Raw genomic sequence first — 25,340 nt, 5'->3', positions numbered from 1 at the left:
ATGGCGGCGGTCGTCACCGAGGCCCCCGGGAAGGAGCGCGGGCAGCCGCGGGAGAACAACGAGCCGCGCGGCCGGCGCAAGCGGTCGACCCGGGTCCCGCCCGTGGTCCTCGCCTTCGTCCTGGTGCCCCTGCTCGCCGAGGCCTTCTGGGTGTTCTGGCCCGCGGTCCAGGGCTTCTACCTCTCACTGACCGACTGGGACGGGGTCTCAGCTCCCCGCTTCATCGGCCTCGGCAACTTCCGTGAGATGTTCGGCGACGCCGTCTTCCGTACCGCCGTGCTCGACACCGTCCTGTGGCTGCTGCTCTTCGGCGGGCTCTCCGCGCTCCTCGGCCTCGGTGCCGCACTGCTCCTCCAGCAGGAGCGCCGCGGCGTCGGCTTCTACCGGGCCGCGCTCTTCCTGCCCGTCGTGTTCTCCCTCGTCGCCACCGCCCTGGTGTGGCAGGCGATGTACCAGCCGGACGGCCTGATCAACCAGGCCCTGGAAAGCATCGGCCTCGGCAACCTCACCCGCGCCTGGCTCGCCGACCAGGACACCGCCCTGTACGCCGTGATCGTGCCCGCCCTCTGGCGCCAGATCGGCTACGTGATGATCCTCTACATCGCCGGCCTCAAGGGCATCGACCCGGTGCTCTACGAGGCGTCGAAGGTCGACGGCGCGAACCGGTGGCAGCGGTTCAGGCACATCACCCTGCCGCAGCTGCGCAGCGTCAACGCCGTCGTCCTTTCGGTCATCGTCATCGACTCGCTGCGCTCGTTCGACGTGGTGTGGGCCCTCACCCGTGGCGGCCCGTACCACTCGTCCGAGCTGCTCTCCACGTACATGTACTCCACCGCCTTCCAGTCACTGCGACTGGGATACGGCTCCGCCCTCGCGGTCGTGATCTTCGTACTGGCCTTCGGGGTCATCGCCTCGTACCTCGTCCGCGCCTTCCGGGAGGCCGACTGATGTCCGCCACCTCCGGCTCCACCCGCACCCGCCAAAAGCTGGCGACCGCCGGTTTCCACCTCGGCGCCGGCACCCTGTCGGTGCTGTGGCTGCTGCCCATCGCACTCGTACTGGTCACCAGCGTCCGCACGTTCGACGACATCGCCGCCAACGGCCTCGGCGGCCTGCCGCACTCCTTCACCCTCGACGGCTTCCGCCAGGCCTGGGTCGACGGCGGTCAGCAGCGGGCGCTGATCAACAGCATGCTCGTCACCGTGCCGACCGTGCTCGCCACCCTGGCGCTCGCCTCCATGGCCGCCTTCGCCCTCAGCCGCTACGAACTGCCCCTGCGCCGCACGCTGTTGCTGCTGATGCTCGGCGGCAACCTGCTGCCGCCGCAGATCCTGCTCATCCCGGTCTCCCGCATCAGCGAGACGCTCGGTCTGTACGACACGCTCTACGCGCTCATCGGGGTACAGATCGGTTTCGGCGTCGGCTTCTACGTCTTCGTCCTCTACGGCTTCATGCGGTCCATCCCCGTCGAGATCCAGCAGGCGGCGGTGATCGACGGCGCGAGCCCCTGGCAGATCTACGCGCGCATCGTGCTGCCGCTGACCAAACCCGCGCTCGCCGCGCTGAGCGCGCTCTCCTTCACCTGGATCTTCAACGATCTGCTCTGGGCGATCACCGTGCTGCGGACCGACAGCCAGATGCCGATCACCGCGTCGCTCATCGGACTCCAGGGTCAGTATGTGTCCATGTGGAATGTGATCGCGGCGGGCTCCGTCATCGCGGCGGCCCCGACCGTCGCCGTATTCCTGCGGTTCCAGCGCCACTTCGTGGCAGGCCTCAATCTTGGAGCGGTCAAATGACCCCGCACGACCCGTGGGTGCTGCGCACCGCGAACACGGTCTACGCCGTCACCCTCGCACCGGACGAAGGGTGGGCCGAACTCGCCGCCTGGGGACCGCACGGCGCCGAGCAGGGGCCCTCGCCCCTCGACTGGTCGCGCCGTACACACTTCATCACCCCCGCCGACGCCGCTCCCGCCGAGTACATCCCGTACGGGCCGAGGCCGTTCACCGGCGCCGACCTGGTCGCGCGGCGACCCGGCGAGGAGCGCGGCGTGTGGTGGCGCTTCACCGGCGCGAGCGCCGACGGCGAGAGCGCGCTGCGACTCGTCTTCACCGACGAGACACTCGGACTGACCACGACGCTGTGCTACGAGACAGTGCCCGGCACCGACGTGATCCTCCGCTGGACCGAACTGACCTGTACGGGCGATGCCGAACTGCGCCTCGAACACTTCGACTCGGCCGCCGTGAACATCCCCGTCACCGACACCGCGCGGCTCACCTACCTCTCCGGCCAGTGGTCACGGGAGTTCCAGCTCACCCAGCTCGAACTCACGCGGGGCCGCTTCGAGTTGGCCAGCACGCAGGCCGTCCCCGGACACGCGTACGCGCCGTGGCTCGCCGTCCAGGACGCCGCGCACCCGGCCGAGGGCGCCACCCCCACGTACGGCATCGCCCTCGAATGGCCCGGCAGTTGGCATATGACCGCCGACGCCGAGCCGGGCGGCGCCGTGCGCGTACGGGCGGGCCGGCTGCCCCACGAAGGGGCCGTCCGTCTCGCGCCCGGTGCCACGCTCACCACCCCCCGGCTCGCCTGCGCCTTCAGCCCGGACGGACTCGAAGGGCTCGCCCGCGTCTGGCACCGCTACGAACGACGCCTCTCCGGCGAGCGGTCGCACCGGCCGCGCCAGGTGCTCTACAACTCCTGGGAGGCCACCGGCTTCGACGTCGAGGCCACCGGACAGCTGGAGTTGGCGCGCGTCGCGGCCGACATCGGCGCCGAGCTGTTCGTCGTGGACGACGGCTGGTTCACCGGCCGCGACGACGACACCGGCGGCCTCGGCGACTGGTATCCCGACCCGGCCAAGTTCCCCGGCGGATTCGACCGGTTCATCGCCCAAGTGCGCGAGCTGGGACTGGACTTCGGACTCTGGGTGGAGCCGGAGGCGGTCAGCCCCGGCTCCGCCCTGCACGCCGAACACCCCGAGTGGGTCTACCGCGTCGAGGGCCGCCCGGTCACGCTCGTACGCAACCAGCTCCTGCTCGACCTCGGCCGCACCGACGTCCAGGACTTCGTCATCGCCACCCTGGACCGGCTGCTCGGCACGTACGCCATCAGCTATCTCAAGTGGGACATGAACCGCCCGCCCACCGAACGCGGCAGGCCCGGCGGTGGCCCCGTCGAGAGCCAGGACCTCGACGCCGCGCACGTCGCCGGCTATCTGCGCGTACTCGACCATCTGCGGACCGCGCACCCGCACGTCACCGTCGAGGGCTGCGCGGGTGGCGGGGCCAGGATCGAGCACGCCACACTCGCCCGTACGGACGTGCTCTGGCCCAGCGACAACACCGCCCCGCTCGACCGGCTGTCCATCCAGTACGGCTATCTGCACGCCCACGCCCCGCACACCATGAGCGCCTGGGTGACCGACGCGCCCGGCATCTTCGACCCGCGGCCGCGCTCGCTCGCCTTCCGCTTCGTCAGCTCCATGTCCGGCGTCCTCGGCATCGGCGCCGACATCCGGAAGTGGACGGCCGGTCAGCGCGCAGAGGCCGCGCGCTGGGTGGCCCGCTACAAGGAGATCCGCGACGTCGTCCACCACGGTGAGATCCGGCTGCTGGGCTCGCCCGCCGAGCCGACCTGCGGAGTGCAGTACGACGAGGACGGCCGAGGCCTTGGCGCCCGCACCGTCGTCACCGCCTGGAACACCGGCCCCCTCGACGGCGCACCGCTCGTGCCGGGCCGCGCGGCCCGGCTGCGGCTGCGCGGTCTCGAACCGGCGGCCCACTACCGGGACGAGGAGTCCGGCACGACGTACGGCGGCGGGTATCTCCTGCACTCGGGCCTGCCGTTCCACTGGACCGCCGCCCACGACGCCCAACTCGTGGTGCTCACCCGGGTGGACGGGACCGCACCCGGCTCCCCGACGGGAGCGGGCCGGCAGCAGTGACCTCATGACCCGCACGCTCACTACAGTCGCCGAGGACGCCGGAAGGCGGCCCCGCACCCGGAGGAGACGACCCGCCCCATGAACGCACCAGCCCGCTTCCACGACCGCGTCGCCGTGGTCACCGGAGCCGCGTCGGGCATCGGGGCCGCCGCGGCCTCCCGCCTCGCCGACGAGGGCGCCGCCGTGATCCTCGCCGACATCGACACGGCACTCGGCGAGGCCGTCGCCGCCGGTATCCGCGACAAGGGAGGCCGCGCCGACTTCGTACGGGCCGACGTCGCCGAACAGGACGACTGGGACCGCGTCGTGACCGCCGCCCACCGGCACGGCCCCGTCGGCGTCCTCGTCAGCAACGCCTACACCGTGGACGTCAGCCCCGCGCACGAGACGACCCTCGCCTCCTGGGAACGGCAGATCGCCGTCAACCTCACCGGCGGCTTCCTCGGCTTCCGCGCCGTCCTGCCCGATCTGCGCGCCCACCACGGCGCCGTGGTGCTGACGTCCTCCGTCCACGCCCACATGGGCATCCCCGGCCACCCCGCCTACGCCGCGAGCAAGGGCGCGCTGCTCTCGCTCTGCGGACAACTCGCCGTCGAGTACGGACCGGACGTACGCGTCAACGCCGTACTGCCGGGCCCGATCCTCACCGCCGCCTGGGACCGGGTATCCGGGACGGAGCGGGCGCGGAGCGTCGAGGGAACGGCGGCGCGCCGCTTCGGCACCCCCGAGGAGGTCGCGGCGGCCATCGCCTTCCTGGCGGCCGACGAGGCGTCCTACATCACCGGATCGAGTCTGCTCGTGGACGGCGGATGGAGCGTCGTGAAGGCCTCGGCCTGACGGCTCCCGGCCCGGCGCACGACCACCGCCGCACACGAACGACCAGCGGAACGACCAGCAGAAAGGCAGAACGACACATGACGCCATACGCGCGCCGCGGAGTGCACGGCCAGACCGTGGAGACTCTCGCGCGCCGGGTGCTCAGCGGCGACATCCCCGAGGGATCCACCCTTGATCTCGTGGAACTCCAGCGGGAGTTGGACGTCAGCCTGACCGCCCTGCGCGAATCGCTGAAGGTGCTCGCTGCCAAGGGAATGGTCGACGCGCGCCAGCGCCGGGGGACGTTCGTCAGAGCCCGCTCGGACTGGAACCTCCTCGACGCCGACGTCCTGCGCTGGCAGTTCGCCGAAGGGACCAGCGCGGGCGCGGACCTCGCCCTGCTGCGCAACCTCGGCGAGGTCCGCGGCATCATCGAACCGGCCGCCGTCCGGCTCGCGGCCGAGCGGCGCACCGACGCCGATCTCGCCGCGCTGGAGGCGGCGTTGGCGGAGATGGGGGAGGGGGACGGCGGAGCCGCGCACGCGGTCGAGGCCGACCTCGCCTTCCACCGCGCGCTCCTCGCCGCCACCCACAACGAACTGCTGACACGCATGGAGATGGTCATCGAGTCCGGTCTCGCCCACCGCGACCGGATCGTGCACTCCTCGCCGCACGGCGAGGATCCCGTGCCGAGCCACCGTGCCGTCCTGGACGCCGTACGCGCCAAGGACCCGGACGCCGCCCAGCAGGCCATGCGGGCGCTGCTCGACCAGGCGGTCCGCGACCTCGACAAGGTGCACGGGACGGCCGCCCCGGCCGCCCCCGAGACGAAAGGCTCCGAGGCGAAGTGAAGATTGTTCGCGTGGAGACGTTCCTCGTCCCGCCCCGCTGGCTGTTCTGCCGTATCGAGACGGACGACGGCACCGTCGGCTGGGGCGAACCCGTGGTCGAGGGCCGGGCGGAGGTCGTACGGGCGGCGGTGGACGTACTCGCCGAGTACCTCGTCGGCCAGGACCCGCTGCGGATCCAGGACCACTGGCAGGTCATGACCAAGGGTGGCTTCTACCGGGGCGGCCCCGTGCTCTCCAGCGCCGTCGCCGGGATCGACCAGGCGCTGTGGGACATCGCCGGCAAGACGTACGGCGCCCCCGTGCACGCCCTGCTCGGCGGCCCCGTAAGGGACCGGGTGCGGGTGTACGCGTGGGTCGGCGGCGACGAACCCGCCCGGCTCACCGACGAGGTCACCGCCCAGGTCGAGGCGGGCTTCACCGCCGTGAAGATGAACGCCGCCGGGCGTACGTCCCCGATCACCAGCCCCGCGGAGACGGCCGCCGTGGTCGAGCGGGTGGCGGCGGCGCGCGCGGTCCTCGGCCCGCACCGGGACGTCGCTGTCGACTTCCACGGTCGGTTCAGCCCGGCGGGCGCCCGCCGCGTACTGACCGAACTCGCCCCACTGCACCCGCTGTTCGTGGAAGAACCGCTGCTGCCCGAGCACGGGCATCTGCTGGCCGGGCTGATCGCGTCCAGCCCCGTGCCCGTCGCGACCGGTGAACGGCTGTACGGGCGGGCCGAGTTCCTGCCCGCGCTCGCCGCCGGGATAGCCGTCGCCCAGCCCGACCTCTCGCACGCCGGGGGCATATCGGAGGTGCACCGCATCGCCTCGCTCGCCGACACCTACGGCGCGCAGCTCGCACCGCACTGCCCGCTCGGCCCGATCGCGCTGGCCGCCAGCCTGCAAATCGCCTTCTGCACCCCGAACTTCCTCATCCAGGAGCAGAGCAGGGGCCTGCACTACAACAAGGACGCCGACCTGCTGTCGTACGTCGTGGACACCGAGCCGTTCCGCTTCGTCGACGGCCACGCCCACCGCACCGATCAGCCGGGGCTCGGCGTCACGGTCGACGAGAACGCCGTACGCGCCGCCGACCGGACCGGGCACGCCTGGCGCAACCCGGTCTGGCGGCACGACGACGGCTCCTTCGCGGAATGGTGAGCGGGACGCCCGCCCAGCCCGCGCCTCCCGGCCCGGCGCTCGCCGTCACCACCGACCTCGCGCTCGGCGGGCGCTGGACATCGCTGCGGGCCGGCGGCTGGGAGTGGCTGTGGCGGCGGGACGAGCCGCGCCGCCCCCTCGTCGCGCCGGGCGACGCCTTCGCCGACGCGGGGGGTCTGGAGGAGTGCGTCCCCACGGTGCGCGGCGCCCCCGACCACGGCGACGCGTGGTCCCGGCCCTGGCGCCGGGACGGGGGCGAGGAGTACGTCGACTGCCCGGACTTCCGCCTGGCACGCCGCATCCGTACAGAGGCCGACACCCTCGTCGCCGACTACCGGCTGACGGCCACGCCCGGTTACCGCTTCCTGTGGGCCGCGCACGCGCTCCTGGGCGTGTCGCCGCAGGCCACCCTCGGCATCCGGCACGGTGCGCCGACCCGGCTCTACCCCGACGACGGGGCCCACTGGATCGCGGGCGCCTGGCCGACGGGCCCCGTCGGCGGCCTGCCGCTCGACCGGCTCGGCCCCGACGACGGCACGGCCGTGGGCGCCGTCGTCGCCGCCCCGGAAGTGTCCGTTCGCGACGGGCGGGACACGCTGCGCCTCGCGGTAGAGGCCGAAGGACAGCCGGTGTCGATCGCCCTCTGGCGCAACCTCGGCGGCTTCCCCGCCGGCGCGCCGTACCGCTCCGTCGGTGTCGAACCGATGCTGGGCCGGGTCTTCGACCTGGCGGCGGCGGGAGAGGGCGACGCCGCGCGGGTCCCGGGCTCGGGCGAGGTCCGCTGGCGGCTGACCGTCACGGCCGGACGCGATCCGCGACCATGAAGAGAACAGCCCGACCGAGCAGAGCCTGATCAGTCGGAAACAAGAACCGTGCACGACCGCCCCGTACGAGAGAAGGAACCCCCGTGGATCTGCCGGCCGCCCTGCGCGCCCACCGACTCGTCGCCATCGTGCGCGGCGACGACCCCGAGGCGGCGCTCAGGACCGTCACGACACTGATCGAGGAGGGCGTCGCACTCGTCGAGGTGTCGCTCACCGGTCGCGACGCGCCGGACGTCATCGCGCAGGCCCGCGCCGCGCTCGGGCCCGACGCGCCCCTCGGCGCGGGCACCGTCCTGACCGCCGAGGACGCGCACACCGTCCACCGCGCCGGCGCCAACTTCGTCGTCACGCCCGCCGTCTGTGAAGGTGTCGACGCGGCGCGAAGGCTCCAACTCCCCGTGCTCGCAGGCGTGATGACCCCCACCGAGATCGTGGCCGCGCTGCGCGCCGGAGCCTGCGCCGTGAAACTGTTCCCCGCCGCCCAGGCGGGCGGGCCCGCGTACGTGCGCGCTCTCAAGGGCCCCTTCCCGGACGTTCCGTTCGTACCCGTCGGGGGCGTCGACGCCGAGGCCGCCAGGGCGTATCTGGACGCCGGGGCGCTCGCGGTCGGCGTCGGATCCCCGCTCGTCGGCGACGCGGCCGACACCGCGGGCGGCGGTCTCGACGGCCTGCGCGCCCGCGCCCGCACCTTCCTGGACGTCGTACGCGCGGACGGTTCATGAGTACGGCTCCACTGCCGCGCCCCGGTCCGGTCGTCTGCATCGGCGAGACCATGGCGGCGCTCGCGCCCGACCCGGTCGCTCCGCTCGACACGGCCGATTCGCTGCGGCTCGACGTCGCGGGAGCCGAGTCGAACGTCGCGATGTATCTGGCGGACCACGGAGTTCCGGTCCGCTGGGTGTCCGCGCTGGGGGACGACCCCTTCGGGCGGCGTGTCCGGCGGCGGATCGCCGCTTCGGGGGTCGACATCAGCGGCGTACGCACCGATCCGGCGCGCCCCACCGGTCTGTTGGTCAAGAACCCGGGCACGGACGCGACAGGGGTTCACTACTACCGCACCGGTTCCGCCGCCTCCGCCCTCGGGCCGGGGATTCTGGACGATCCGGCGGTGCGCGGCGCCGCGCTCGTCCATCTCACCGGGATCACCCCGGCGCTCTCGGCATCCTGCCGCGACCTGGTGGAGCGGGCGCTGCGGCCCGGACGGCCGTACGCCGTCAGCTTCGACGTGAACCACCGGCCCGCGCTCTGGGGTGACGAGCCCGCGGCCGGGATCCTGCTGCCTCTCGCGGCCCGCGCGGACATCGTCCTGGTCGGACTCGACGAGGCCCAGGCGCTCTGGGGCGCGGCCCTGCCCGATGACGCGGGTCCGGACGCGGTCCGTGCCCTGCTTCCGGAGCCGCGGGTCCTGGTGGTCAAGGACGGGGCGCGGGCGGCGACGGCGTACGTCGGCCCCGACACGTACACCGTGCGGGCACCGAAGGTGCGGGTGGTCGAGCCGGTGGGCGCGGGCGACGCGTTCGCCGGAGGCTTCCTGGCGAGTCTGGCGCGGTACGACGATCCGGTACGCGCCCTGCGCCTCGGCCATCTGACGGCGGCGTCCGCGCTGCGTGTCACGGCCGACCACGGCCCGCTGATGCCGCCGGACCGGACGAGTGAACTGCTGGCGGCCGACGAGGCGCTCTGGAACACGCTCTCCGTATGACGCGCTGTCTGTGCGACGCGCCGTCCTCATAAGGAGGCGGGAACCAGCCCGTCCTTCTTGTGAAGGCTGTCAGCCGCGCTGCCGTACCGGGATCTCTCCCTGCCGGTGCGTCTCCCATATGGGCGTCGTCCCCGTGAGCTGACAGACCATGAGATAGAAGGGGATCGGCGGGGTGTACGGCGTGGGGGCGTCCGGCCAGTGGATCAGCCGGGGCTGCTGGGCCGGGACCCGGGTCCCGGAGACGTAGCGCGCGGGCAGGGGCCAGTCCAGTTCGAGATCCGAACCGGCCGGGACGATCCACCACCACCACTCGGTGTCGGCGAAGACGCAGCCGGTACTGGGGAGCCGGCCCATCAGCCGGAACCCGTGCCTCGCCGGGACGCCCACCGCGTCACAGCCGAGCGAGGCCGGCAGGGTCGGCGGCAACGGCAGTTGCGCGAAGCCGCTCCGTTCCTCACGCAGCCCGCGGGCGAACCGGCGCATCGCACCCATCAACACGGTTGCCCCACCTCGTGCGGCAGCTCCGCCCATACGACACGACCGGCGCCGTAACCGGACGTGTCGTGCGTTCCCCAGCAGCTGCTCATGGCGTCCACGAGAAGCAGCCCGCGACCGCCCTCGTCGTCGGACACACGGTGCAGCTGAGGACCCGTGGGGCCGAAACCCTGGTCCTCGACGGCTATGTGCAGACGGCCGTTCTCTTCGCGCAATTCGCAGATGACATGGTCGCCGGGCGCGTGGACGACGGCGTTCGTGACCAGTTCCGAAATGATGAGGATCGCCGTTTCGAGCGTCTCGTCCGAGGTACCCCACCGGTCGAGCCGCGCCCGGCTGAGCTGTCTGGCACGACAGACCGACTCGGCGTGGGCGGGTAGTGCGAAACCGTAGCGGCGGACAACGTTGCCAGGGCACACGGTCATCAGTGGGGGGGTGAGCGCGTTACCAGGTGCCACGACCGATTCCTAACGGTGGGGAAGCAGCACCGTGCGAAACCTCCGGGCGGAGCACGACAACTGCATGAACTGGTTCACCGAACCACTCTCCACCCGTGCGAGACACTTGGCAAGTAGCACTGTGAAATTTCCAGAGTGCCGTGTTCTTACTGGCGAGGGCATGGCACACTGCTGGGAACCGTGCATGGGGAGGTTCCAAAGTGAGTGAACCGCGGTCTGCCCCGACCGTGGGACAGGTCGTACTCGGCAAACGCCTGATGGATCTGCGCGAGAGAGCCGGCCTGAAACGCGAGGAAGCAGCGAAGCTTCTCCGGGTGGCATCGGCCACTGTCCGCCGGATGGAGACCGCCGAGGTCACGCTCAAAGTCCCCTATGTGCAGGTGCTTCTCCGGGCCTACGGAGTCGGCGACGACGAAGCGAACGCCTTCGTCGAGCTGACCGAGGAGGCCAACAAGCCGGGCTGGTGGCAGCGGTTCCACGACATTCTGCCGGACTGGTTCAGCATGTACGTCAGTCTGGAAGGCGCCGCCTCCCTGATCAGGGCGTACGAACCGCACTTCGTGCCGGGGCTCCTCCAGACGGAGGGCTACGCGCTGTCGGTCATGCACGCCGGCGCCGTGGGACAGGTCCAGCCGGATGCCATCGACCGGCATGTGGCACTGCGTATGCGACGCCAGTCCCTGCTCACGCGGTCGGACGCACCCAAATTGTGGGTGATCATGGATGAGACGGTACTTCGCCGTCCCGTCGGGACGCCCGAGATCATGCGCGAGCAGATCGACCGGCTCATCGACGCGTCCGAGATGCCCAATGTGACGCTGCAGATCGCGGAGTTCTCCTCCGGACACCACCCCGGAACGTACGGGCCGTTCGTGCTCTTCCGTTTCGCCATGCCCGAACTGCCCGACATGATCTACAGCGAGTACCTGACCGGCGCCGTCTATCTCGACGCGCGCCCCGAGGTGGCGACCCACCTCGAGGTCATGGACCGCATGGCGGCTCAGGCTGCAACTGCACAACGCACGAAGGAGATCCTCAAGGATGTCCGCAAGGAGCTGTGAATGGATCCGATATACAACGGCATGCCCGCCACCGACCTCGGCGCCGAAGGCTGGCACAAGCCGTGGAGCGGCGGCAACGGCGGCAACTGCATCGAGGCCATGAAGCTGGCCGACGGCAGGGTGGCCGTGCGCCAGTCCAACGACCCTGACGGCCCCGCGCTGATCTACACCCACGGTGAGATCGCCGCGTTCATCCAAGGCGCCAAGTCCGGCCAGGCCGACTTCCTGCTGACCTGACCCGACCTCACCTGACTCGACCGCACCGGTACCACCCGAAGTGATCAGACGTGACTCGGTATGACGCGAACCGTTCGCCCGGATCGGCCGGATCCCGCCTGGTACGAGCCGATCAGGCCTGATCGGATCTGAACCCACCTGTTCCTTGCCACTGTTCTTGCCAGCGACGCTGAGACTCATGGAGTGCACATGACCGGGCATGACCCCATCGACACCAGCAGGCCGCACCCGGCCCGGATGTACGACTGGTTCCTCGGCGGCAAGGACAACTATCCCGTCGACGAGGAGATGGCACGCCAGCTCCTCGAACTCAACCCGCTCGGCCGCGAGATGGCCAAATGCAACCGGGCGTTCATGCACCGGGCCACCCGCTGGCTCGGCGACACCGCGGGCGTGCGCCAGTACCTCGACATCGGTACCGGCATCCCGACCGAGCCCAACCTGCACCAGATAGCGCAGGAGGTCGCCGCCGACTCGCGCGTCGTCTACACCGACAACGACCCCATCGTGCTGCGGCACGCCGAGGCGCTGCTGCGCAGCAGCCCCGAGGGCCTGACCGAGTACATCCAGGCCGACGCGCGCGAACCCGACAGGATCGTCGAACAGGCCGGCAAGATCCTGGACTTCGACAAGCCGGTCGCCCTGTCGCTCATCGCCCTGCTCCACTTCGTCCCGGACGAGGACGGCGCGCACGAGCTGGTGCGCAAGCTGCTGGAGCCGCTGGCGTCGGGCAGCTATCTGGTGATCTCCCACGTCACGGGGGACTACGACCCGGAGGGCTCGGAGAAGGCCGCCGAACTCTACAAGGCGAAGGGCGTACCGCTCGCCCTGCGTTCGCGCGACGAGGTCGGCCACTTCTTCGACGGCCTGGAGCTCGTCGAGCCCGGGGTCTCCCTGGTGGCCGAGTGGCGTCCGGAGCTGGGCGAGGTCGTCCCCGTACCGGACAACGGGCTGATCCCCGGCTTCGTCGGCGTGGCCCGCAAGCCCTGACAACCGGCGAGGCCTGACGGCCCCGCAAGCCCTGAGGTACCGCGCGCCCCGACACCGGGCAGTCGCGGGACGACAGGGGGCACAGGACTCACACGGTCCGGACCGGCGGGGGTCCGGACAGGCAAGCGCCTCGGCGCCGCGACACTCTCGGGGGGTGCGCGGCGCCGAGGCGTTTCCCGGCCCTCCCCGGCCGTCCGCCCCTCGGCGGACGGGCACAATATGCGGATGGCCCGACGCCCCACACGCCCCGCGCGCACCTCATCGAGCACACGCGCCGCAGCGACCTCACGCGCTTCCCGAGACGCCTCGCCCTGTCTGTGCGGACTGCCCTCCTCCTACGGAGAGTGCTGCGGCCGGTTCCACGCCGCAACCGCCGCCGCCCCCACCGCCGAGCGCCTGATGCGCGCCCGCTACAGCGCCTTCGCGGTGGGGAACGAGCCCTATCTGCTGACCAGTTGGCACCCCGCCACCCGCCCGTCGCGGGTCGACCTCGACCCGGCGATGCGCTGGGCGGGCCTGGAGATCCTGGCCACCACCGAAGGCAGTGCCTTCCACACCACGGGCACCGTCACCTTCCGCGCCCGCTACACCCGGCGCGGCGAGGAGGGCTCGCTCCACGAACGCAGCCGCTTCGAGCGGCACGACGGCGCCTGGGTGTATGTCGAAGGCACCTTCGTGGAGTAGCGCGGCCCGTCGGGATCAGCCCGACGCCAGCACCTCCGCCAGGTCGTAGCGCACCGGCTCCTCCAACTGCGCGTACGTGCACTCCTCGGGCGTACGGTCCGGGCGCCACCGGCGGAACTGCGCCGTGTGCCGGAAGCGGTCGCCCTCCATATGGTCGTACGCCACCTCGCACACCAGCTCCGGCCGCACCGCGATCCACGACAGGTCCTTCTTGCCCGTCCAGCGGCTCGGCGCGCCGGGCAGCCTGGCACTCTCGTGGGCCGACTCACGCGCCCACGCCGCCCACGGATGCCCCTCGGTGGAATCCATCACCAGCGGAGCCAGCTCCTCCACCAGCTCGGCCCGGCGCTTCATGGAGAACGCGGCGCACACCCCCACGTGCTGAAGCGTCCCGGCCGTGTCGTGCAGGCCGAGCAGCAGGGAGCCGACGACCGGGCCGCTCTTGTGGAGGCGGTATCCGGCCACGACCGCGTCCGCCGTCCGCTCGTGCTTGATCTTGTACATCACGCGTACGTCCGACCGGTACGGCAGGTCCAGCGGCTTGGCCACCACCCCGTCCAGCCCCGCGCCCTCGTATCGCCGGAACCACTCCTGGGCCAGCTCCGGGTCCGTGGTGGCCGGTGCCAGATGGACGGGGGCCGAGAGGTTTCCGAGGGCGTCGACGAGAGCGGCGCGGCGTTCGGACTGCGGGGTGGACAGCAGCGACCGGTCGCCCAGAGCCAGCAGGTCGAAGGCGACGAAACTCGCCGGGGTCCGCTCGGCGAGCGTCCGCACCCGCGAGTCCGCCGGGTGGATGCGCTCGCTGAGCCGGTCGAAGTCCAGCCGGCCCTCGTACGCGATCACGATCTCGCCGTCGATAACGCACCGCTCGGGCAGCTCGCGCAGGAAGGCGGTGACCAGCTCGGGGAAGTAGCGGGTCAGCGGCTTGCCGTTCCTGCTGCCGATGACGACCTCGTCGCCGTCCCGGTGGATCAGGGCACGGAAGCCGTCCCACTTGGCCTCGTACTGCATACCGGGCGGGATTTTCGCCACGGACTTGGCCAGCATCGGTTTCATCGGAGGCATCACCGGCAGATCCATGCGTCCGATTGTGCTCGGGAGAAGGCCGGTCCGCCCGATATGCGGGCCGGGGGAGCCAGGCCTACGGTGGCGCGTATGGCGAGCAAGGGCGCGGCGATGGAGCTGGAAGTCGGCGGGCGGGCCGTGCGGCTGTCCAGCCCGGACAAGATCTACTTCCCCGAGCGGGGCTTCACCAAGCTGGACGTCGCCCGGTACTACATCGCGGTGGGGGAGGGTATCACCCGCGCCCTGCGGGACCGGCCGACCACCCTCCAGCGGTACATCGAGGGCATCGGCGGCGAGTCCTTCTACCAGAAGCGGGCGCCGAAGAACCTGCCCGACTGGATCCCCACCGCCCGTATCGCCTTCCCCAGCGGACGCACCGCCGACGAGATCTGCCCCACCGAACCGGCCGCCGTGCTCTGGGCGGCGAACCTCGGCACGCTGACCTTCCACCCCTGGCCCGTACGGCGCGGGGACACCGAGCACCCCGACGAACTGCGCATCGACCTGGACCCGCAGCCGGGCACCGACTTCAACGACGCCGTCGGGGCCGCCCACGAACTGCACGGCCTCCTGGAGGAGCAGGGTCTCCACGGCAGGCCCAAGACCTCCGGCGGACGCGGCCTGCACGTGTTCGTGCCGATCGAACCGCGCTGGACCTTCACCCAGGTACGGCGCGCCGCGATCGCCGTCGGCAGGGAGCTGGAGCGGCGCATGCCCGGCCGGGTGACCACGGCGTGGTGGAAGGAGGAGCGCGGGGAGCGGATCTTCGTGGACTACAACCAGACGGCGCGCGACCGCACCATCGCGTCGGCCTACTCCGTACGCCCCAACCAGTACGCCACGGTCTCCGCGCCGCTGCGCTGGGACGAGCTGGACGATATCGCCCCGCGCGACTTCGACATCATGACGATGCGGACCCGCTTCGCCGAACTCGGCGATCCGCACGCGGACATGGACTCCGAGGCGTACAGCCTGGATGGCCTGCTGGAGCTGGCGGCGCGGGACGAGCGGGACCACGGCCACGGCGATCTGCCGTACCCGCCGGACTATCCGAAGATGCCGGGCGAACCGAAGCGGGTCCAACCGAGCCGCGCGCGACCGGACACACCGGACACCCACTGAGTCCTCGATCGCCGTACGGCTGCTTTCTCTGTTCTCAATCGCCGTACGGGCTTCATAGCTGGTCGCCCCGCGAGAGCTGGTCCCCCCGCGCCCGTGTCGCCAGCAGTGCCGTCAGGACGCCCGGTACCACCAGCATCCCGAACACCGCGCCGTACGCCACACCCTCGGCCCCCGCCGCCAGGAAGCCGTTGAACAGCGCCGAGCCCAGTCCCAGCACCGCGATCTGACCCAGGTTCTGCGTCGTCTGGAGCGCGCTGCTCGCGTAGCCCTGCCGGCCCGGCGGACTGTGCACGAGCGAGAGCAGCGTCACCGAGGGGGCCAGCAGGCCCATCCCCAGGGCCGCCACGACCATCGCCGACGCGGCGATGTACGGATGCGTCGTCGGCAGCGTCCCCACGACGGCCAGCACGGCGGCCAGCGCCATCACCGACGCCCCGGTCACCACCAGACGGTGGCGCGGCCAGTGCGCCAGCGTGTGGGCCTGCACCCAGGACGAGGCCGCCCAGCCCACGGCGGCGCCCGTGAAGGCCAGCCCCGTCACCACGGCGGGCACGCTCCCGTCGCTGATCAGGAACAGCGGCACGAACGCCTCCAGTGTGAAGAAGGCGCCCGAACTCAGGCCACGCAACAGGGCCGTCGCGGGCAGCCCCCGGCCGGCCCGCCAGGTGCCCGGCGGCAGCAGCCGGGCCGCGAACACCGCCATCAGCGCGAGACCCGCCACCGCGCACAGCAGCCGCCGCGTGTCCCAGCCGGAGACGCCGTACTGCCCCAGCGCGGCGCCCACGCTCACCGCGAGCGCGACCGTCAGCGCCGGTCGCGGCGGCCGGTCCTCCGCCGGCAGTGGCGCGGCCCGCCAGGCACGGCCGCGCAGCAGGACCACCACGGCCACCGCCGGAAGCACGGTCAGCGCCGCCAGGCCGAAGAAGACCGCACGCCACGACCACCAGGTGACGACGAGCCCCGCCAGCGGCGGTCCCACCAGTGACGGCACGAGCCAGCAGGTGCTCATCAGGGCCAGTACGCGCGCCCGCAGCCGCTCCGGGTACGCCTGGGCGACGGCGGTGTTGACCGCCACCGCCACCATGCCGCCCGCGAGACCGTCCAGGAAGCGCCCGGCGGCCAACTGCCAGACGGAGCCGCTGGTCGCGGAGACCAGCAGGGTGACCACCGACAGCGCCACTCCCGCCGCCAGCGGACGGCGGGCGCCGGCCCGGTCCGCCCAGTAGCCCCCGAGTACCCCGCCCAGCAGGCTCGCGGCCACGAAGCAGCCGGCCACCAGCGGATACAGCGACACGCCGTCCAGATCGCGCGCGGCGGCCGGCAGGATGGGCATCACCGCGAGCGCGGCGAACCCGGTCAGGAACATCACCACGGCGAAACCGGCGGTGACGGAGGCGTACCTTCCGGAGAACAGCCCCTCCGCGGCGGCCGGTTCGCCCTCGACGGGCCCCGGCGCCCCGGACGCCACCTTCAGTTGATCAGTCACGGGCGCTCAAGCTATACGCGCGCCGCGCGCCCCCGCCATCCGTTTTCGCGTGGCCGCCGCCTCCCCGCCCGCCAGTTCCGTGAACGGCGAAGTGCCCCCTCCCGTAAGGGAGGGGGCACCTCTTTCGCACATCCTCCTACTGACGCATCCCGTCAAGGACGCGCCAGGTCAGAGCTGCTTGATCCGGATGTCGCGGTACGAGATGACGTCCGTCGTGCCGTGCACCTGGAGACCGACATAACCGGACGAGTAACGCCGGCCGTCGGTACCCACGTCACCGGCGCGCGGCGGAGTGAACTCCTGCCCGCCGATGTTGTCGAACTCGTTGATCACGACACCGTTGCGCAGGATGGTGTAGTGCTGGTCGACCACCTTGATCTCGTAGTCGTTCCAGGTGCCCTTCGGAGTGACGGCAGCACCGGCCAGACCCACGCGGTCGAAGCCGTAGATCGAACCCGTCTTGTAGATGTCGCCGTCCGGGCGGTCCAGGATCTGGACCTCGTGCCCGTAGTTGATGGCGACCCACTCCGGCCGGCTCTCCAGCGGATGACCGTTGACGTTCGGGAAGCGCACGAACACACCGCCGTTGGCGTTGCCCGTACCCGGAGCGTCGTCACGGAACTGGAGCTTCAGCGAGAAGTCGTCGTACTTCCGCTCAGGGAACCACAGCATGCCCATGCCCTGGACGGTGGTGCTGCTCGTCATGGCACCGTCCGCGGAGAGCGCGAACTTGCCGCCGCCGACCTGAGCCCACTTGGAGAAGGTGGCGTCCGTGCCGTCGAAGAGCGTGCGGTAGCCGGTCGTCTGACCCGGCCGGCCGATCTTCGACTGCCTGGCGGCCTTCGTGATCTTCGTGAACTCGCGCTGGTCGATGACACCGGCCGTCTTGAGCTTGGTCAGCACCGACTCGACGTGCTTGAGGAACAGAGCCTGCGAGGACCAGTCCTTCTCGTCCTCGATCAGCTCGTTGATCGTGCACCGGCTGGTGGTGAGACGGTTCGGCACACCCGTGTCGACGGCGCCGACGATGACCGTCAGACGTACGTCGTACTCGGGGCAGTTGGGGGCCGGAACGCCACCGCCCTTGGCGATGGTGAACGTGACCTCCTTGGCGGCCGAGGTGTTGCCCGCCTTGTCCGTCGCACGGTGCGCGAGCTTGTGATAGCCCACCGCGTCGACGATCACCGGCTTGGTGTACGCGAGGTACGGACCACCGTCGAGCGAGTACTCGATCTTCTCGACACCCGAGTCGTCGTCCGTGGCCTTGATGGTCGCCGTGGCGCTCGTGATGAACGCCCCGTCGGAGTTCTTGTCACCGCTCACCGCCACCGTGGAGACCGGCGCGGTCGTGTCCTGCGCCGGAGGGGTGACCACGGTGAAGTCGACGGCCTTCTCGGCCGCGGCGTTGCCGGCCTTGTCGGTCGCGCGGTAACGGATCTTGTGAGTGCCCACCTCGTGGACCATCACCGGCGCGTCGTAGGCCTGCCAGGCCCCGTCGGCGCCGATCGCGTACTCGATCTTGTTGACACCGGAACCGGCGTCCGACGCGGTCACGGTTACCGTGGCCATGTCGAGGTAGGCGCCGTTCGCGTCCTGTTCGCCGGTCACCGTCGCCGAGGTCTCCGGCGCGGTGGTGTCGTCCGTGGGCGGTGCGGCGACCTTGAACTCGGCAGTCTTCTCGGCGGCGACGTTGCCCGCCTTGTCGGTGGCCCGGTATCTGATCGCGTGATCACCGACCGTGTTGACCACCACTGGTGTGGTGTAGAGCTGCCATTCGCCGTCGGCCCCGACCGCGTATTCGATCTTGTCGACACCCGATCCGGCATCGGTGGCGGAGAGCGTCACCGACGCCTGGCCTATGTAGGCGCCGGCCTCATTCTGATCGCCGTCGAGCTTGACAGCGGTCTCGGGCGCGGTGGTGTCTTCGCCGCCGCCACCTTCGGTGACCGTGATGATGCCGGTCATCATGCCGTGTCCCGGTATCGTGCAGTAGTACCGGTAGGTGCCTACGGTCAGGTTGACCTCGGCCGTCTGCTTGCCGCCCTGAGCGTCGTCCGGGCTGGCCATCAGGTTGAGCGTCACGTCGTTGTTGTAGTCGGGGTTCGACGTGTCGAACGTGACCGTGTGCGGCATCGACGTGGTGTTGCCGGTGGCCTTGCTGTTCTCGAAGACGATCGTCGCGGGACCCGCGACGGCCGTCTTCGGAAACGTCAGGTACTCCGTGGTGGAGTTGCCCGCGGTCCAGTTCAGTACCTGGGCCGCCGCAGCCTGCCGGTTGTCGTCGCGTCCGTACGCCTGTGTGGAGGTCAGCCCCAGCACCAGCATCAACGAGCCCAGCAGGGCCGTCCACAGATGCAGAGGTCGTTTTTTCGCTGCGCCACCCTGTCTCACTGCGCCGCCTTCCTTGCCAGATCCGCGGCGGCGGGAGTGGCCTCGCCGCCCTTGTACGTCACACGCCACAGTGCCGACTTCGCGTCCGAAGTAAAGAAGCCACGCCCGTAGTCCAGTACGTAGAGCGAGCCGTCCGGAGCAAACTTCCAGTCCATCAGGTTACGGATGCCGCTGTCACCGACCGGAATGATCTTCTTCAGCGACTCGGCGTGCACGGGCAGTCCGCCCTTGCCCGCGGTCTTCGGGTCGAGTTCGACCGCGTGCCGCGGCTGGGTCTGGTCGTAGAAGTCGCCCACGAACCACTTGCCGTCCCAGTACGACGGCCAGCTGTCGGCGGTCGCGTTCGCGGCGTCGAATCGGTAGAGCGGACCGTTCATGGTCGCCTGGCCGCCGCCCTTGAGCCACGGGAGGAGGTAGGTCGCTTCCTCCGCCTTGTAGCTCGGGACGCCGTTCGCGTCACGCGGGAAGTCCGGCGCGCCGCCCTGGGGCGAGTACCAGATGGTGTTGCCGGTGATCGGCGGGATGTTCACGAGACCGTCGTTGTTCGGCGACTCGTTCTTCGGCGCGTCGCAGTTGTACCAGCCCAGCGGCTTCGTCGGGTCCGGCAGGTTGCGGTCACGGTAGGGCTGCTTGTTGCCCATGCAGTACGGCCAGCCCTGGTTGCCCGCCTTGGTGATGGCGGCGAAGGTGTCGTACTTCGCCGGGCCCCAGGTGGTGCTCGGGGCGCCCGCGTCGGGGCCGACCCAGCCGGCGTAAAGGGTGTCGGTCTTCTTGTCGACGGAGATGCGTGCCGGGTTGCGGACACCCATCACATAGATCTCGCCGCGGGTCTTGTCGCCGCCCTCGGCGGTCTCCTCACCCGTGAAGAGGTTGCCGTCGGGCAGGGTGTACGTGCCGTTGTCCTCGGGGTGGATCCGCAGGATCTTCCCGTTGAGGTTGTTGGTGTTACCGGCCGTACGGCGCGCGTCCGCGAAGGAGACGCCCTTGTAGTTCGGCTGCGGGTTGTTGCCCGAGTAACCCTCGCTGAACTGCGAGGAGTTGTTGTCCCCGGTCGCGATGTAGAGGTTGCCCTCGGAGTCCCAGGCCATGCCGCCACCGGAGTGGCAGCAGCTGTTGATCTGCACCGGCCAGGCGAGCAGGGTCTTCTCGGTGGCGAGGTCGAGCTTGTTCGTCGCGAGGTCCAGCGTGAAGCGGGAGACGCGGCGCTCGGCCATCCGGGTGTCACGGTTGATCTCGGAGTGGGGTGTGTAGTGCAGGTACACCCAGCCGTTGGTCATGAAGTCGGGGTCCAGCTCAATACCGAGCAGGCCCTCCTCGTTCTTGACCAGCTCGTCGCCGCCGCCCTTGTTGCCGAAGATGGTCAGGCCGCCGGCCTTGGTGACCTTCTTGGTCTTCGGGTCGTAGACGTGGATCTGGCCCTCGCCCTTGCCGATGTCCGGGTTGGCCCAGTCGGTCACCACGGGCTGGGTGTTGTCGCCGCCGCCGCGGCCGATGTAGAAGACGCGGCCGTCGGGCGCCACGACGGTGCCGTGCGGCTCGCCGATCTGGTCCGACTCGCCCGGCTTGTTGGGCTGAGTGACGCGCTCGGCCGCGTAGTTGGCGTTGATCGTCGCCTTGCAGTCGGCGCGCGAGATGCGCGTGGTCCATTGGAGTGCGCCACGCAGGTGGTCGCGGAAGTCGGCCTCGGCGTACGAGTCGACCGTGGCGCCCATGCCCGTGTAGAAGGACCGGCCGCCGTCGTAGTCACGGCACCAGGAGATCGGGTGGTCCGCGCCGTTGGCGCCCTCACCCGGCTTGTAGGTGCTCTCCCTGAGCCGGGCCACGGTGTGCACGTCGCCGGACGGGTTCTTGTCCCAGTTGAACCACTTGTCGGAGCGCTTCCACTCCTTCGGGAGGTTCTTGGTCGCGGGGTGCTGACGGTCACCCACCTCGACGGTCGCGCGCTGGACGGAGTCCGGGCTGGCCGAGGCGGGACGGGCACCGATCAGCCCGGTGAACCAGTCGGAGTAAGGCTCGGTACGCGCCGCGTCCCGGATGCCGAGGAAGCCTCCGCCGGCCTCGACGAAGGCTTCGAGTCCCGCCTCCTGCTCGGGATCCAGTACGTCGCCGCCGCCCGTCAGGAAGACGACCGCGTTGTACTTGCCGAGCTTGGTGGCGTTGGTGAAGACCGAACCGTCACCGTTGGTCTCGGTCTTGAACCGATGTGCGGCGGGGCCGGAGATGCCGATCTTCTCGATGGCCTCGATTCCGGCGTTGACGATCGGGGATTCCTCGGACGTCGAGCCGTAGAAGACGAGTACCTTCACGTCCTTGCCGCCGGGCGGCGAAGGAAGGGACAACGTTGTCGACGGCGGTTCAGGGTACGGACCGGCCATGGCGTTTCCGCCTAGCAGAGACGCGGCCATCGTCCCGGCCACCACGGCCGCGGCCATTGCGCGCCGGGATCTTGACCGGCGATGTGGTACGCGCTGCATGTGTTCACCCACCCATCTTTGGTCACAGCAACAGGCGTGAAGCTAGACCTCTTTGGGCGGTGAGCCAAGAGGTATCACCGGAATGGAACTAACTTTGTCCTGAGTGTGGATAAACGAAGATCCCCGAGCTACCGTGTGGCCGTCCCGGGGCTTCACTCTGTCCCGAAAGTCTCAGCACCGCACGTGGGGAGTTCGGCATGGCGATGGACAGAAGGAGTTTCAACCGGCGCCTGGTGGCCGGCGGCGCGGTCGCGGCAACTGGCGTGACATCGTTGTCCGTTGCCTCGGCCGCCCCCGCGCCGATGGCCGCCGCGGCGGGCCCGAAGCGGGCACCCGCCGGAGGCAAGGTGCACCATCTCACGATGGTGGCCGAGCGGTTGGGCACGGGGAAGATCGGCTACGGCTTCGAGAAGGGCAAGGCGACGGTCCCCGGGCCGCTGATCGACATCGTCGAGGGCGACACGGTCCACATCGAGTTCACCAACCTCACGGACATCGACGCCAGCCTCCATGTGCACGGTGTCGACTACGACATCGCCAACGACGGCACCCGTATGAACAAGAGTCACGTTCCGCCGGGCGGCAAGCGCACGTACACCTGGCGCACCCACAAGCCGGGCAAGCGCGCGGACGGCACGTACCGCGAGGGCAGCGCGGGCTACTGGCACTACCACGACCACGTCGTCGGCACGGACCACGGCACCGGCGGCATCAGGCAGGGGCTGTACGGCGGTCTGGTGGTCCGCCGGGAGGGTGACATTCTGCCCGACAAGCAGTTCACGATCGTCTTCAACGACATGCAGATCAACAATCTGCCGGGCGCCCAGAGCCCCAACTTCGAGGCCACCGTGGGTGACCGCCTCGAAGTCATCATGATCACGCACGGCGAGTTCTACCACACGTTCCACATCCACGGTCATCGCTGGGCGGACAACAGGACCGGCCTGCTCGGCGGCGCGGGTGACACCAGCCGGATCATCGACAACAAGATCACCGGCCCCGCGGACTCCTTCGGGCTCCAGATCATCGCGGGCGAGGGGGTCGGAGCGGGCGCGTGGATGTACCACTGCCACGTACAGAGCCACTCCGACAACGGCATGGCGGGCCTGTTCCTGATCGCCAAGCCGGACGGCACCATCCCCGGTTACGAGCCGCACCACCCGACTGCGGCGAAGAAGGGTGCGAAGGACTCGAAGGGCGCGAGCGCCCAGGGCTCCCACGCGGGTCACTGACGGGCGAGGCCGGCGCCTGGCGGACCGCTCAGCGGCCCGCCGGGCGGGCCCCCGTGTACACATGCGGGGGGACCCGATCGGTAGCAGACTCGGGAGGGCAAGAGCGGGGGCCCTCACGAAGGAGCGACGATGCTCACCACCCGTTATGTGCAAGGTTCACCGAACTGGGCGGATCTCGCCACGCCCGACATCGAGGGTGCGAAGACCTTCTACGGAGGCGTCCTCGGCTGGAACCACGTATCCGCGGGGCCCCAGTTCGGCGGCTACGGCATGTTCCAGCTGGACGGCAAGACCGTCGCCGGGGCCATGCAGCTCCCGGCCGAGCAGGCCCCGCCGGCCTGGACGCTCTACTTCCAGACCTCCGACGCCACGGCCACCGCCTCGGCCGTGAAGGACAACGGCGGCACGGTCGTCAACGAGCCGATGGATGTCGAGGACCTCGGCCGGATGACGCTCTGCGCCGACCCGGCCGGGGCATCCTTCGCCACCTGGCAGCCGGGGAAGAACAGCGGCCTGGAGGCCGTCGACGCCCCGGGCAGCCTCTGCTGGGCCGAGCTCTCCACCCCGGACACGACCGCCGCCATCAGCTTCTACGGGTCCGCCTTCGGCTGGGAGACCACCACCATGCCGATGCCCGGAGGCGGGGGCGACTACATCATGGTCCACCCGGCGGGTAAGGGCTCGGAGGGCATGTTCGCGGGGATCGTGCCCACCGACGCCGTTCCCGGCTCCGCCGCGACGGGGCCGAGCTGGCTCCTGTACTTCGGCACGAGCGACTGCGATGCTGCGGTGGCGGCCTCGGACCGGCTGGGCGGCACGACCGTGCAGGAGCCCACGGACATCGAGGGCGTCGGCCGGTTCGCCGTGGTGAGCGACCCGTACGGCGCGCGTCTGGCGTTCATGCAGGGCGCCTCGCAGGACGCGTGAGCGGGCAAGGGCGCCTCTCCGACGGTTGCCCATCAGGTCATTGATCGAATGTTTATCGGCACCAGGCAGCGTGTGTGCCATGCCGATCAATCCCATGAACTCCCTCACCAGCATCACCGGGCGCACGGGGCAGGAACTCGCCTGGCAGGAGAGCGCCCTGTGCGCCCAGACCGGGCCCGAGTTCTTCTTCCCGGCCCCCGGCTCGTCGACCCGCGAGGCGAAGCAGCTCTGCGGTGCCTGCGACGGGCGCCTGGAGTGTCTGGAGTACGCCCTGGACAACGACGAGCGCTTCGGGGTGTGGGGCGGTCTGTCGGAGAAGGAGCGCGAGCGCCTGCGACGCGCCGGTACCGGGACACGGACGGCCGAAGTCGCCTGAGGCGGTGACCTGTTCACCCGGTCGGCCGGTCGGTCCGGCCAGTCCGGCCGGTCCGATCAGAGGGGATCCGGTCGACTCCGGACAACCGCGGGTCAGGACCGGTCAGGAAGCGGGGAGCTGGAACGTTTCGCCGTACATCTTCCATCGCAGAGGCGACGCGAGGTCCATGTTGCCGTCCTTGAGGAAGACCCGCTGCGCCGTGTCGATGCGCGAGGTGTCCCGCTGTGTCTCCGTGACCTTGGTCTTGATCACGTGCCGGCTCTCGTCGAGGAAGGCGTTGAGGTACTTCTTCTCGGAGCCGCCCTCGGCCGCCGTCTTCGCCTCCTTCATCGCCGCGTGCCGGATGCCGTAGAAGCCGCCCGCCTCCAGACCGGGGCCGTGCAGCACCATCGCGTCGTAGTAGATGAACTGGCCGAGCGTGCTCAGGCCGTCCATCTTCGCCAGCCGAACCGCCGGGTCGAAGTACACCTGGTCCCGCGTGCTGTCCTGCGCCTTGCGGAAGGCGGGATCCCCGGCCGCCGTCGCCCACGCCTCCGTGAATCCCGGGTCCAGCCCGTCGTGCGAGTCCGTACCGTCGACCTCGCGCAGCGCGGGGAGGTACGAGGCCAGCGGGTTGTCCGGGTGGTGCTTCGTGTACTCCTCGACGAGCTGGAGCATGTCGTTGGTGCCCGAGCAGAATCCGATGATCCCGGCCGTGTAGCCGTTGCCGTCGTCCAGGTCCTCGATCGCGTCGTACTGGCCGCGCCAGTCCAGCGTGGAGTTCTCCGCGCTCGCGACGATCTGGGCGGCCATCTCCTTCTTGCCGGGGGCCGCGAGACCGGGCGGCATCTTCCTGATCCGCTCCTCCAGCTTCTCCTTCTCGCCGTCGCTCGCGGAGGCGAGGGGGTTGGGAGCGGCGCTCGCCGTGTTCTCCGGCGGATTGTCGGCCAGCACTGCGGAGTCGTCGCCTCCGCCGAAGACGACGGAGACGACGACAACGATGGGCGCGGCTATGAGGAAGAGACGGGTGACAGGCTTCACGCCGCAAAGCGTACGATGCCGGATTCGAACACCCG

General features: G+C 70.3%; 24 protein-coding genes. 17 read left to right on the top strand and 7 right to left on the bottom strand.

All coding sequences use genetic code 11. The annotated features are described in order from the left end of the window. From ACFWHU_RS01330 to ACFWHU_RS01290, 9 genes are all read left to right on the top strand, one after another. Positions 1–948, top strand: coding sequence for a carbohydrate ABC transporter permease (locus ACFWHU_RS01330; protein ID WP_385799000.1), 948 nt, complete (start codon positions 1–3; stop codon positions 946–948). After that, positions 948–1,799: a carbohydrate ABC transporter permease gene (locus ACFWHU_RS01325; RefSeq protein ID WP_385799002.1), complete on the top strand. Its 852-nt coding sequence runs from the start codon at positions 948–950 to the stop codon at positions 1,797–1,799. Before ACFWHU_RS01330 ends, ACFWHU_RS01325 begins: the two co-directional genes overlap by 1 nt. After that, positions 1,796–3,952, top strand: coding sequence for an alpha-galactosidase (locus ACFWHU_RS01320; RefSeq protein ID WP_387223054.1), 2,157 nt, complete (start codon positions 1,796–1,798; stop codon positions 3,950–3,952). Before ACFWHU_RS01325 ends, ACFWHU_RS01320 begins: the two co-directional genes overlap by 4 nt. A 78-nt stretch (positions 3,953–4,030) precedes the next feature. Beyond that, positions 4,031–4,789, top strand: coding sequence for an SDR family NAD(P)-dependent oxidoreductase (locus tag ACFWHU_RS01315; protein ID WP_385799006.1), 759 nt, complete (start codon positions 4,031–4,033; stop codon positions 4,787–4,789). A 77-nt stretch (positions 4,790–4,866) separates the two neighbouring features. Beyond that, positions 4,867–5,619: a FadR/GntR family transcriptional regulator gene (locus ACFWHU_RS01310; RefSeq protein ID WP_387223052.1), complete on the top strand. Its 753-nt coding sequence runs from the start codon at positions 4,867–4,869 to the stop codon at positions 5,617–5,619. After that, a complete protein-coding gene (dgoD, locus tag ACFWHU_RS01305) occupies positions 5,616–6,761 on the top strand; it encodes a galactonate dehydratase (RefSeq protein ID WP_387223049.1) in 1,146 nt (381 codons plus the stop codon). The genes ACFWHU_RS01310 and dgoD overlap by 4 nt, the downstream gene beginning before the upstream one ends. Then, on the top strand, positions 6,755–7,585 hold the full coding sequence (locus ACFWHU_RS01300; RefSeq protein WP_387223047.1) for a hypothetical protein: 831 nt from the start codon (positions 6,755–6,757) through the stop codon (positions 7,583–7,585). The genes dgoD and ACFWHU_RS01300 overlap by 7 nt, the downstream gene beginning before the upstream one ends. Before the next feature lie 83 nt (positions 7,586–7,668). Further along, positions 7,669–8,307, top strand: coding sequence for a bifunctional 4-hydroxy-2-oxoglutarate aldolase/2-dehydro-3-deoxy-phosphogluconate aldolase (locus ACFWHU_RS01295; RefSeq protein WP_387223045.1), 639 nt, complete (start codon positions 7,669–7,671; stop codon positions 8,305–8,307). Continuing rightward, positions 8,304–9,287, top strand: coding sequence for a sugar kinase (locus tag ACFWHU_RS01290; protein ID WP_387223043.1), 984 nt, complete (start codon positions 8,304–8,306; stop codon positions 9,285–9,287). The genes ACFWHU_RS01295 and ACFWHU_RS01290 overlap by 4 nt, the downstream gene beginning before the upstream one ends. 69 nt (positions 9,288–9,356) lie before the next feature. Here ACFWHU_RS01290 and ACFWHU_RS01285 read toward each other — a convergent pair whose 3' ends face one another. Together ACFWHU_RS01285 and ACFWHU_RS01280 are read right to left on the bottom strand one after the other, a co-directional pair. Then, on the bottom strand, positions 9,357–9,779 hold the full coding sequence (locus tag ACFWHU_RS01285; protein WP_385799113.1) for a hypothetical protein: 423 nt from the start codon (positions 9,777–9,779) through the stop codon (positions 9,357–9,359). Next, positions 9,779–10,240, bottom strand: coding sequence for an ATP-binding protein (locus ACFWHU_RS01280; RefSeq protein WP_385799018.1), 462 nt, complete (start codon positions 10,238–10,240; stop codon positions 9,779–9,781). The genes ACFWHU_RS01285 and ACFWHU_RS01280 overlap by 1 nt, the downstream gene beginning before the upstream one ends. Positions 10,241–10,440: 200 nt before the next feature. On the opposite strand from ACFWHU_RS01280, the gene ACFWHU_RS01275 reads away from it, so the two are divergent. The 4 genes from ACFWHU_RS01275 to ACFWHU_RS01260 all read left to right on the top strand — a co-directional run bounded on the left by ACFWHU_RS01275 (position 10,441) and on the right by ACFWHU_RS01260 (position 13,212). Further along, positions 10,441–11,301, top strand: a complete 861-nt coding sequence (locus ACFWHU_RS01275; RefSeq protein WP_385799020.1) for a helix-turn-helix domain-containing protein — start codon at positions 10,441–10,443, stop codon at positions 11,299–11,301. After that, the gene (locus ACFWHU_RS01270) at positions 11,302–11,538 is read left to right on the top strand and encodes a DUF397 domain-containing protein (protein ID WP_078074169.1); all 237 of its coding nucleotides are present in this window, start codon (positions 11,302–11,304) and stop codon (positions 11,536–11,538) included. 189 nt (positions 11,539–11,727) lie between these two features. Continuing rightward, on the top strand, positions 11,728–12,528 hold the full coding sequence (locus ACFWHU_RS01265; protein WP_387223039.1) for an SAM-dependent methyltransferase: 801 nt from the start codon (positions 11,728–11,730) through the stop codon (positions 12,526–12,528). A 225-nt stretch (positions 12,529–12,753) separates the two neighbouring features. After that, entirely contained in the window at positions 12,754–13,212 is a 459-nt protein-coding gene (locus ACFWHU_RS01260; RefSeq protein ID WP_387223036.1) for a YchJ family protein, read from the top strand. A gap of 15 nt (positions 13,213–13,227) precedes the next feature. On the opposite strand, the gene ACFWHU_RS01255 is transcribed toward ACFWHU_RS01260, so the two are convergent. Further along, complete coding sequence (locus ACFWHU_RS01255) at positions 13,228–14,292, bottom strand: ATP-dependent DNA ligase (RefSeq protein WP_385799026.1); 1,065 nt, start codon at positions 14,290–14,292, stop codon at positions 13,228–13,230. Between the two features lie 75 nt (positions 14,293–14,367). On the opposite strand from ACFWHU_RS01255, the gene ligD reads away from it, so the two are divergent. Further along, complete coding sequence (ligD, locus tag ACFWHU_RS01250; protein ID WP_387223033.1) at positions 14,368–15,399, top strand: non-homologous end-joining DNA ligase; 1,032 nt, start codon at positions 14,368–14,370, stop codon at positions 15,397–15,399. A gap of 52 nt (positions 15,400–15,451) precedes the next feature. On the opposite strand, the gene ACFWHU_RS01245 is transcribed toward ligD, so the two are convergent. The 3 genes from ACFWHU_RS01245 to ACFWHU_RS01235 form a co-directional block, all read right to left on the bottom strand. After that, positions 15,452–16,885 carry an MFS transporter gene (locus ACFWHU_RS01245; RefSeq protein WP_387223030.1) on the bottom strand — a complete coding sequence of 478 codons (1,434 nt, stop codon included), beginning with the start codon at positions 16,883–16,885 and terminating at the stop codon, positions 15,452–15,454. A 168-nt stretch (positions 16,886–17,053) separates the two neighbouring features. After that, a complete protein-coding gene (locus tag ACFWHU_RS01240) occupies positions 17,054–19,210 on the bottom strand; it encodes an OmpL47-type beta-barrel domain-containing protein (RefSeq protein ID WP_385799115.1) in 2,157 nt (718 codons plus the stop codon). Between the two features lie 62 nt (positions 19,211–19,272). Next, complete coding sequence (locus tag ACFWHU_RS01235; protein ID WP_387223027.1) at positions 19,273–21,750, bottom strand: ThuA domain-containing protein; 2,478 nt, start codon at positions 21,748–21,750, stop codon at positions 19,273–19,275. Between the two features lie 203 nt (positions 21,751–21,953). Here ACFWHU_RS01235 and ACFWHU_RS01230 point away from each other — a divergent pair, with 203 nt between their 5' ends. From ACFWHU_RS01230 to ACFWHU_RS01220, 3 genes are all read left to right on the top strand, one after another. Further along, positions 21,954–22,982: a multicopper oxidase domain-containing protein gene (locus ACFWHU_RS01230; RefSeq protein ID WP_385799117.1), complete on the top strand. Its 1,029-nt coding sequence runs from the start codon at positions 21,954–21,956 to the stop codon at positions 22,980–22,982. A 129-nt stretch (positions 22,983–23,111) separates the two neighbouring features. Beyond that, positions 23,112–23,909, top strand: coding sequence for a VOC family protein (locus tag ACFWHU_RS01225; protein WP_385799034.1), 798 nt, complete (start codon positions 23,112–23,114; stop codon positions 23,907–23,909). Between the two features lie 79 nt (positions 23,910–23,988). After that, a complete protein-coding gene (locus tag ACFWHU_RS01220) occupies positions 23,989–24,285 on the top strand; it encodes a WhiB family transcriptional regulator (protein ID WP_385799036.1) in 297 nt (98 codons plus the stop codon). 102 nt (positions 24,286–24,387) lie between these two features. Here the strand turns inward: ACFWHU_RS01220 and ACFWHU_RS01215 are convergent, their stop codons facing one another. Continuing rightward, on the bottom strand, positions 24,388–25,305 hold the full coding sequence (locus ACFWHU_RS01215) for a chitosanase (RefSeq protein WP_385799038.1): 918 nt from the start codon (positions 25,303–25,305) through the stop codon (positions 24,388–24,390). Positions 25,306–25,340: the final 35 nt, after the last annotated feature.

The organism is Streptomyces sp. NPDC060366, from assembly GCF_042725135.1.
Taxonomy (GTDB): domain Bacteria; phylum Actinomycetota; class Actinomycetes; order Streptomycetales; family Streptomycetaceae; genus Streptomyces.
The sequence above is the reverse complement of the archived record's forward strand: the minus strand, read 5'-3'. Positions and strand labels throughout refer to the sequence as shown.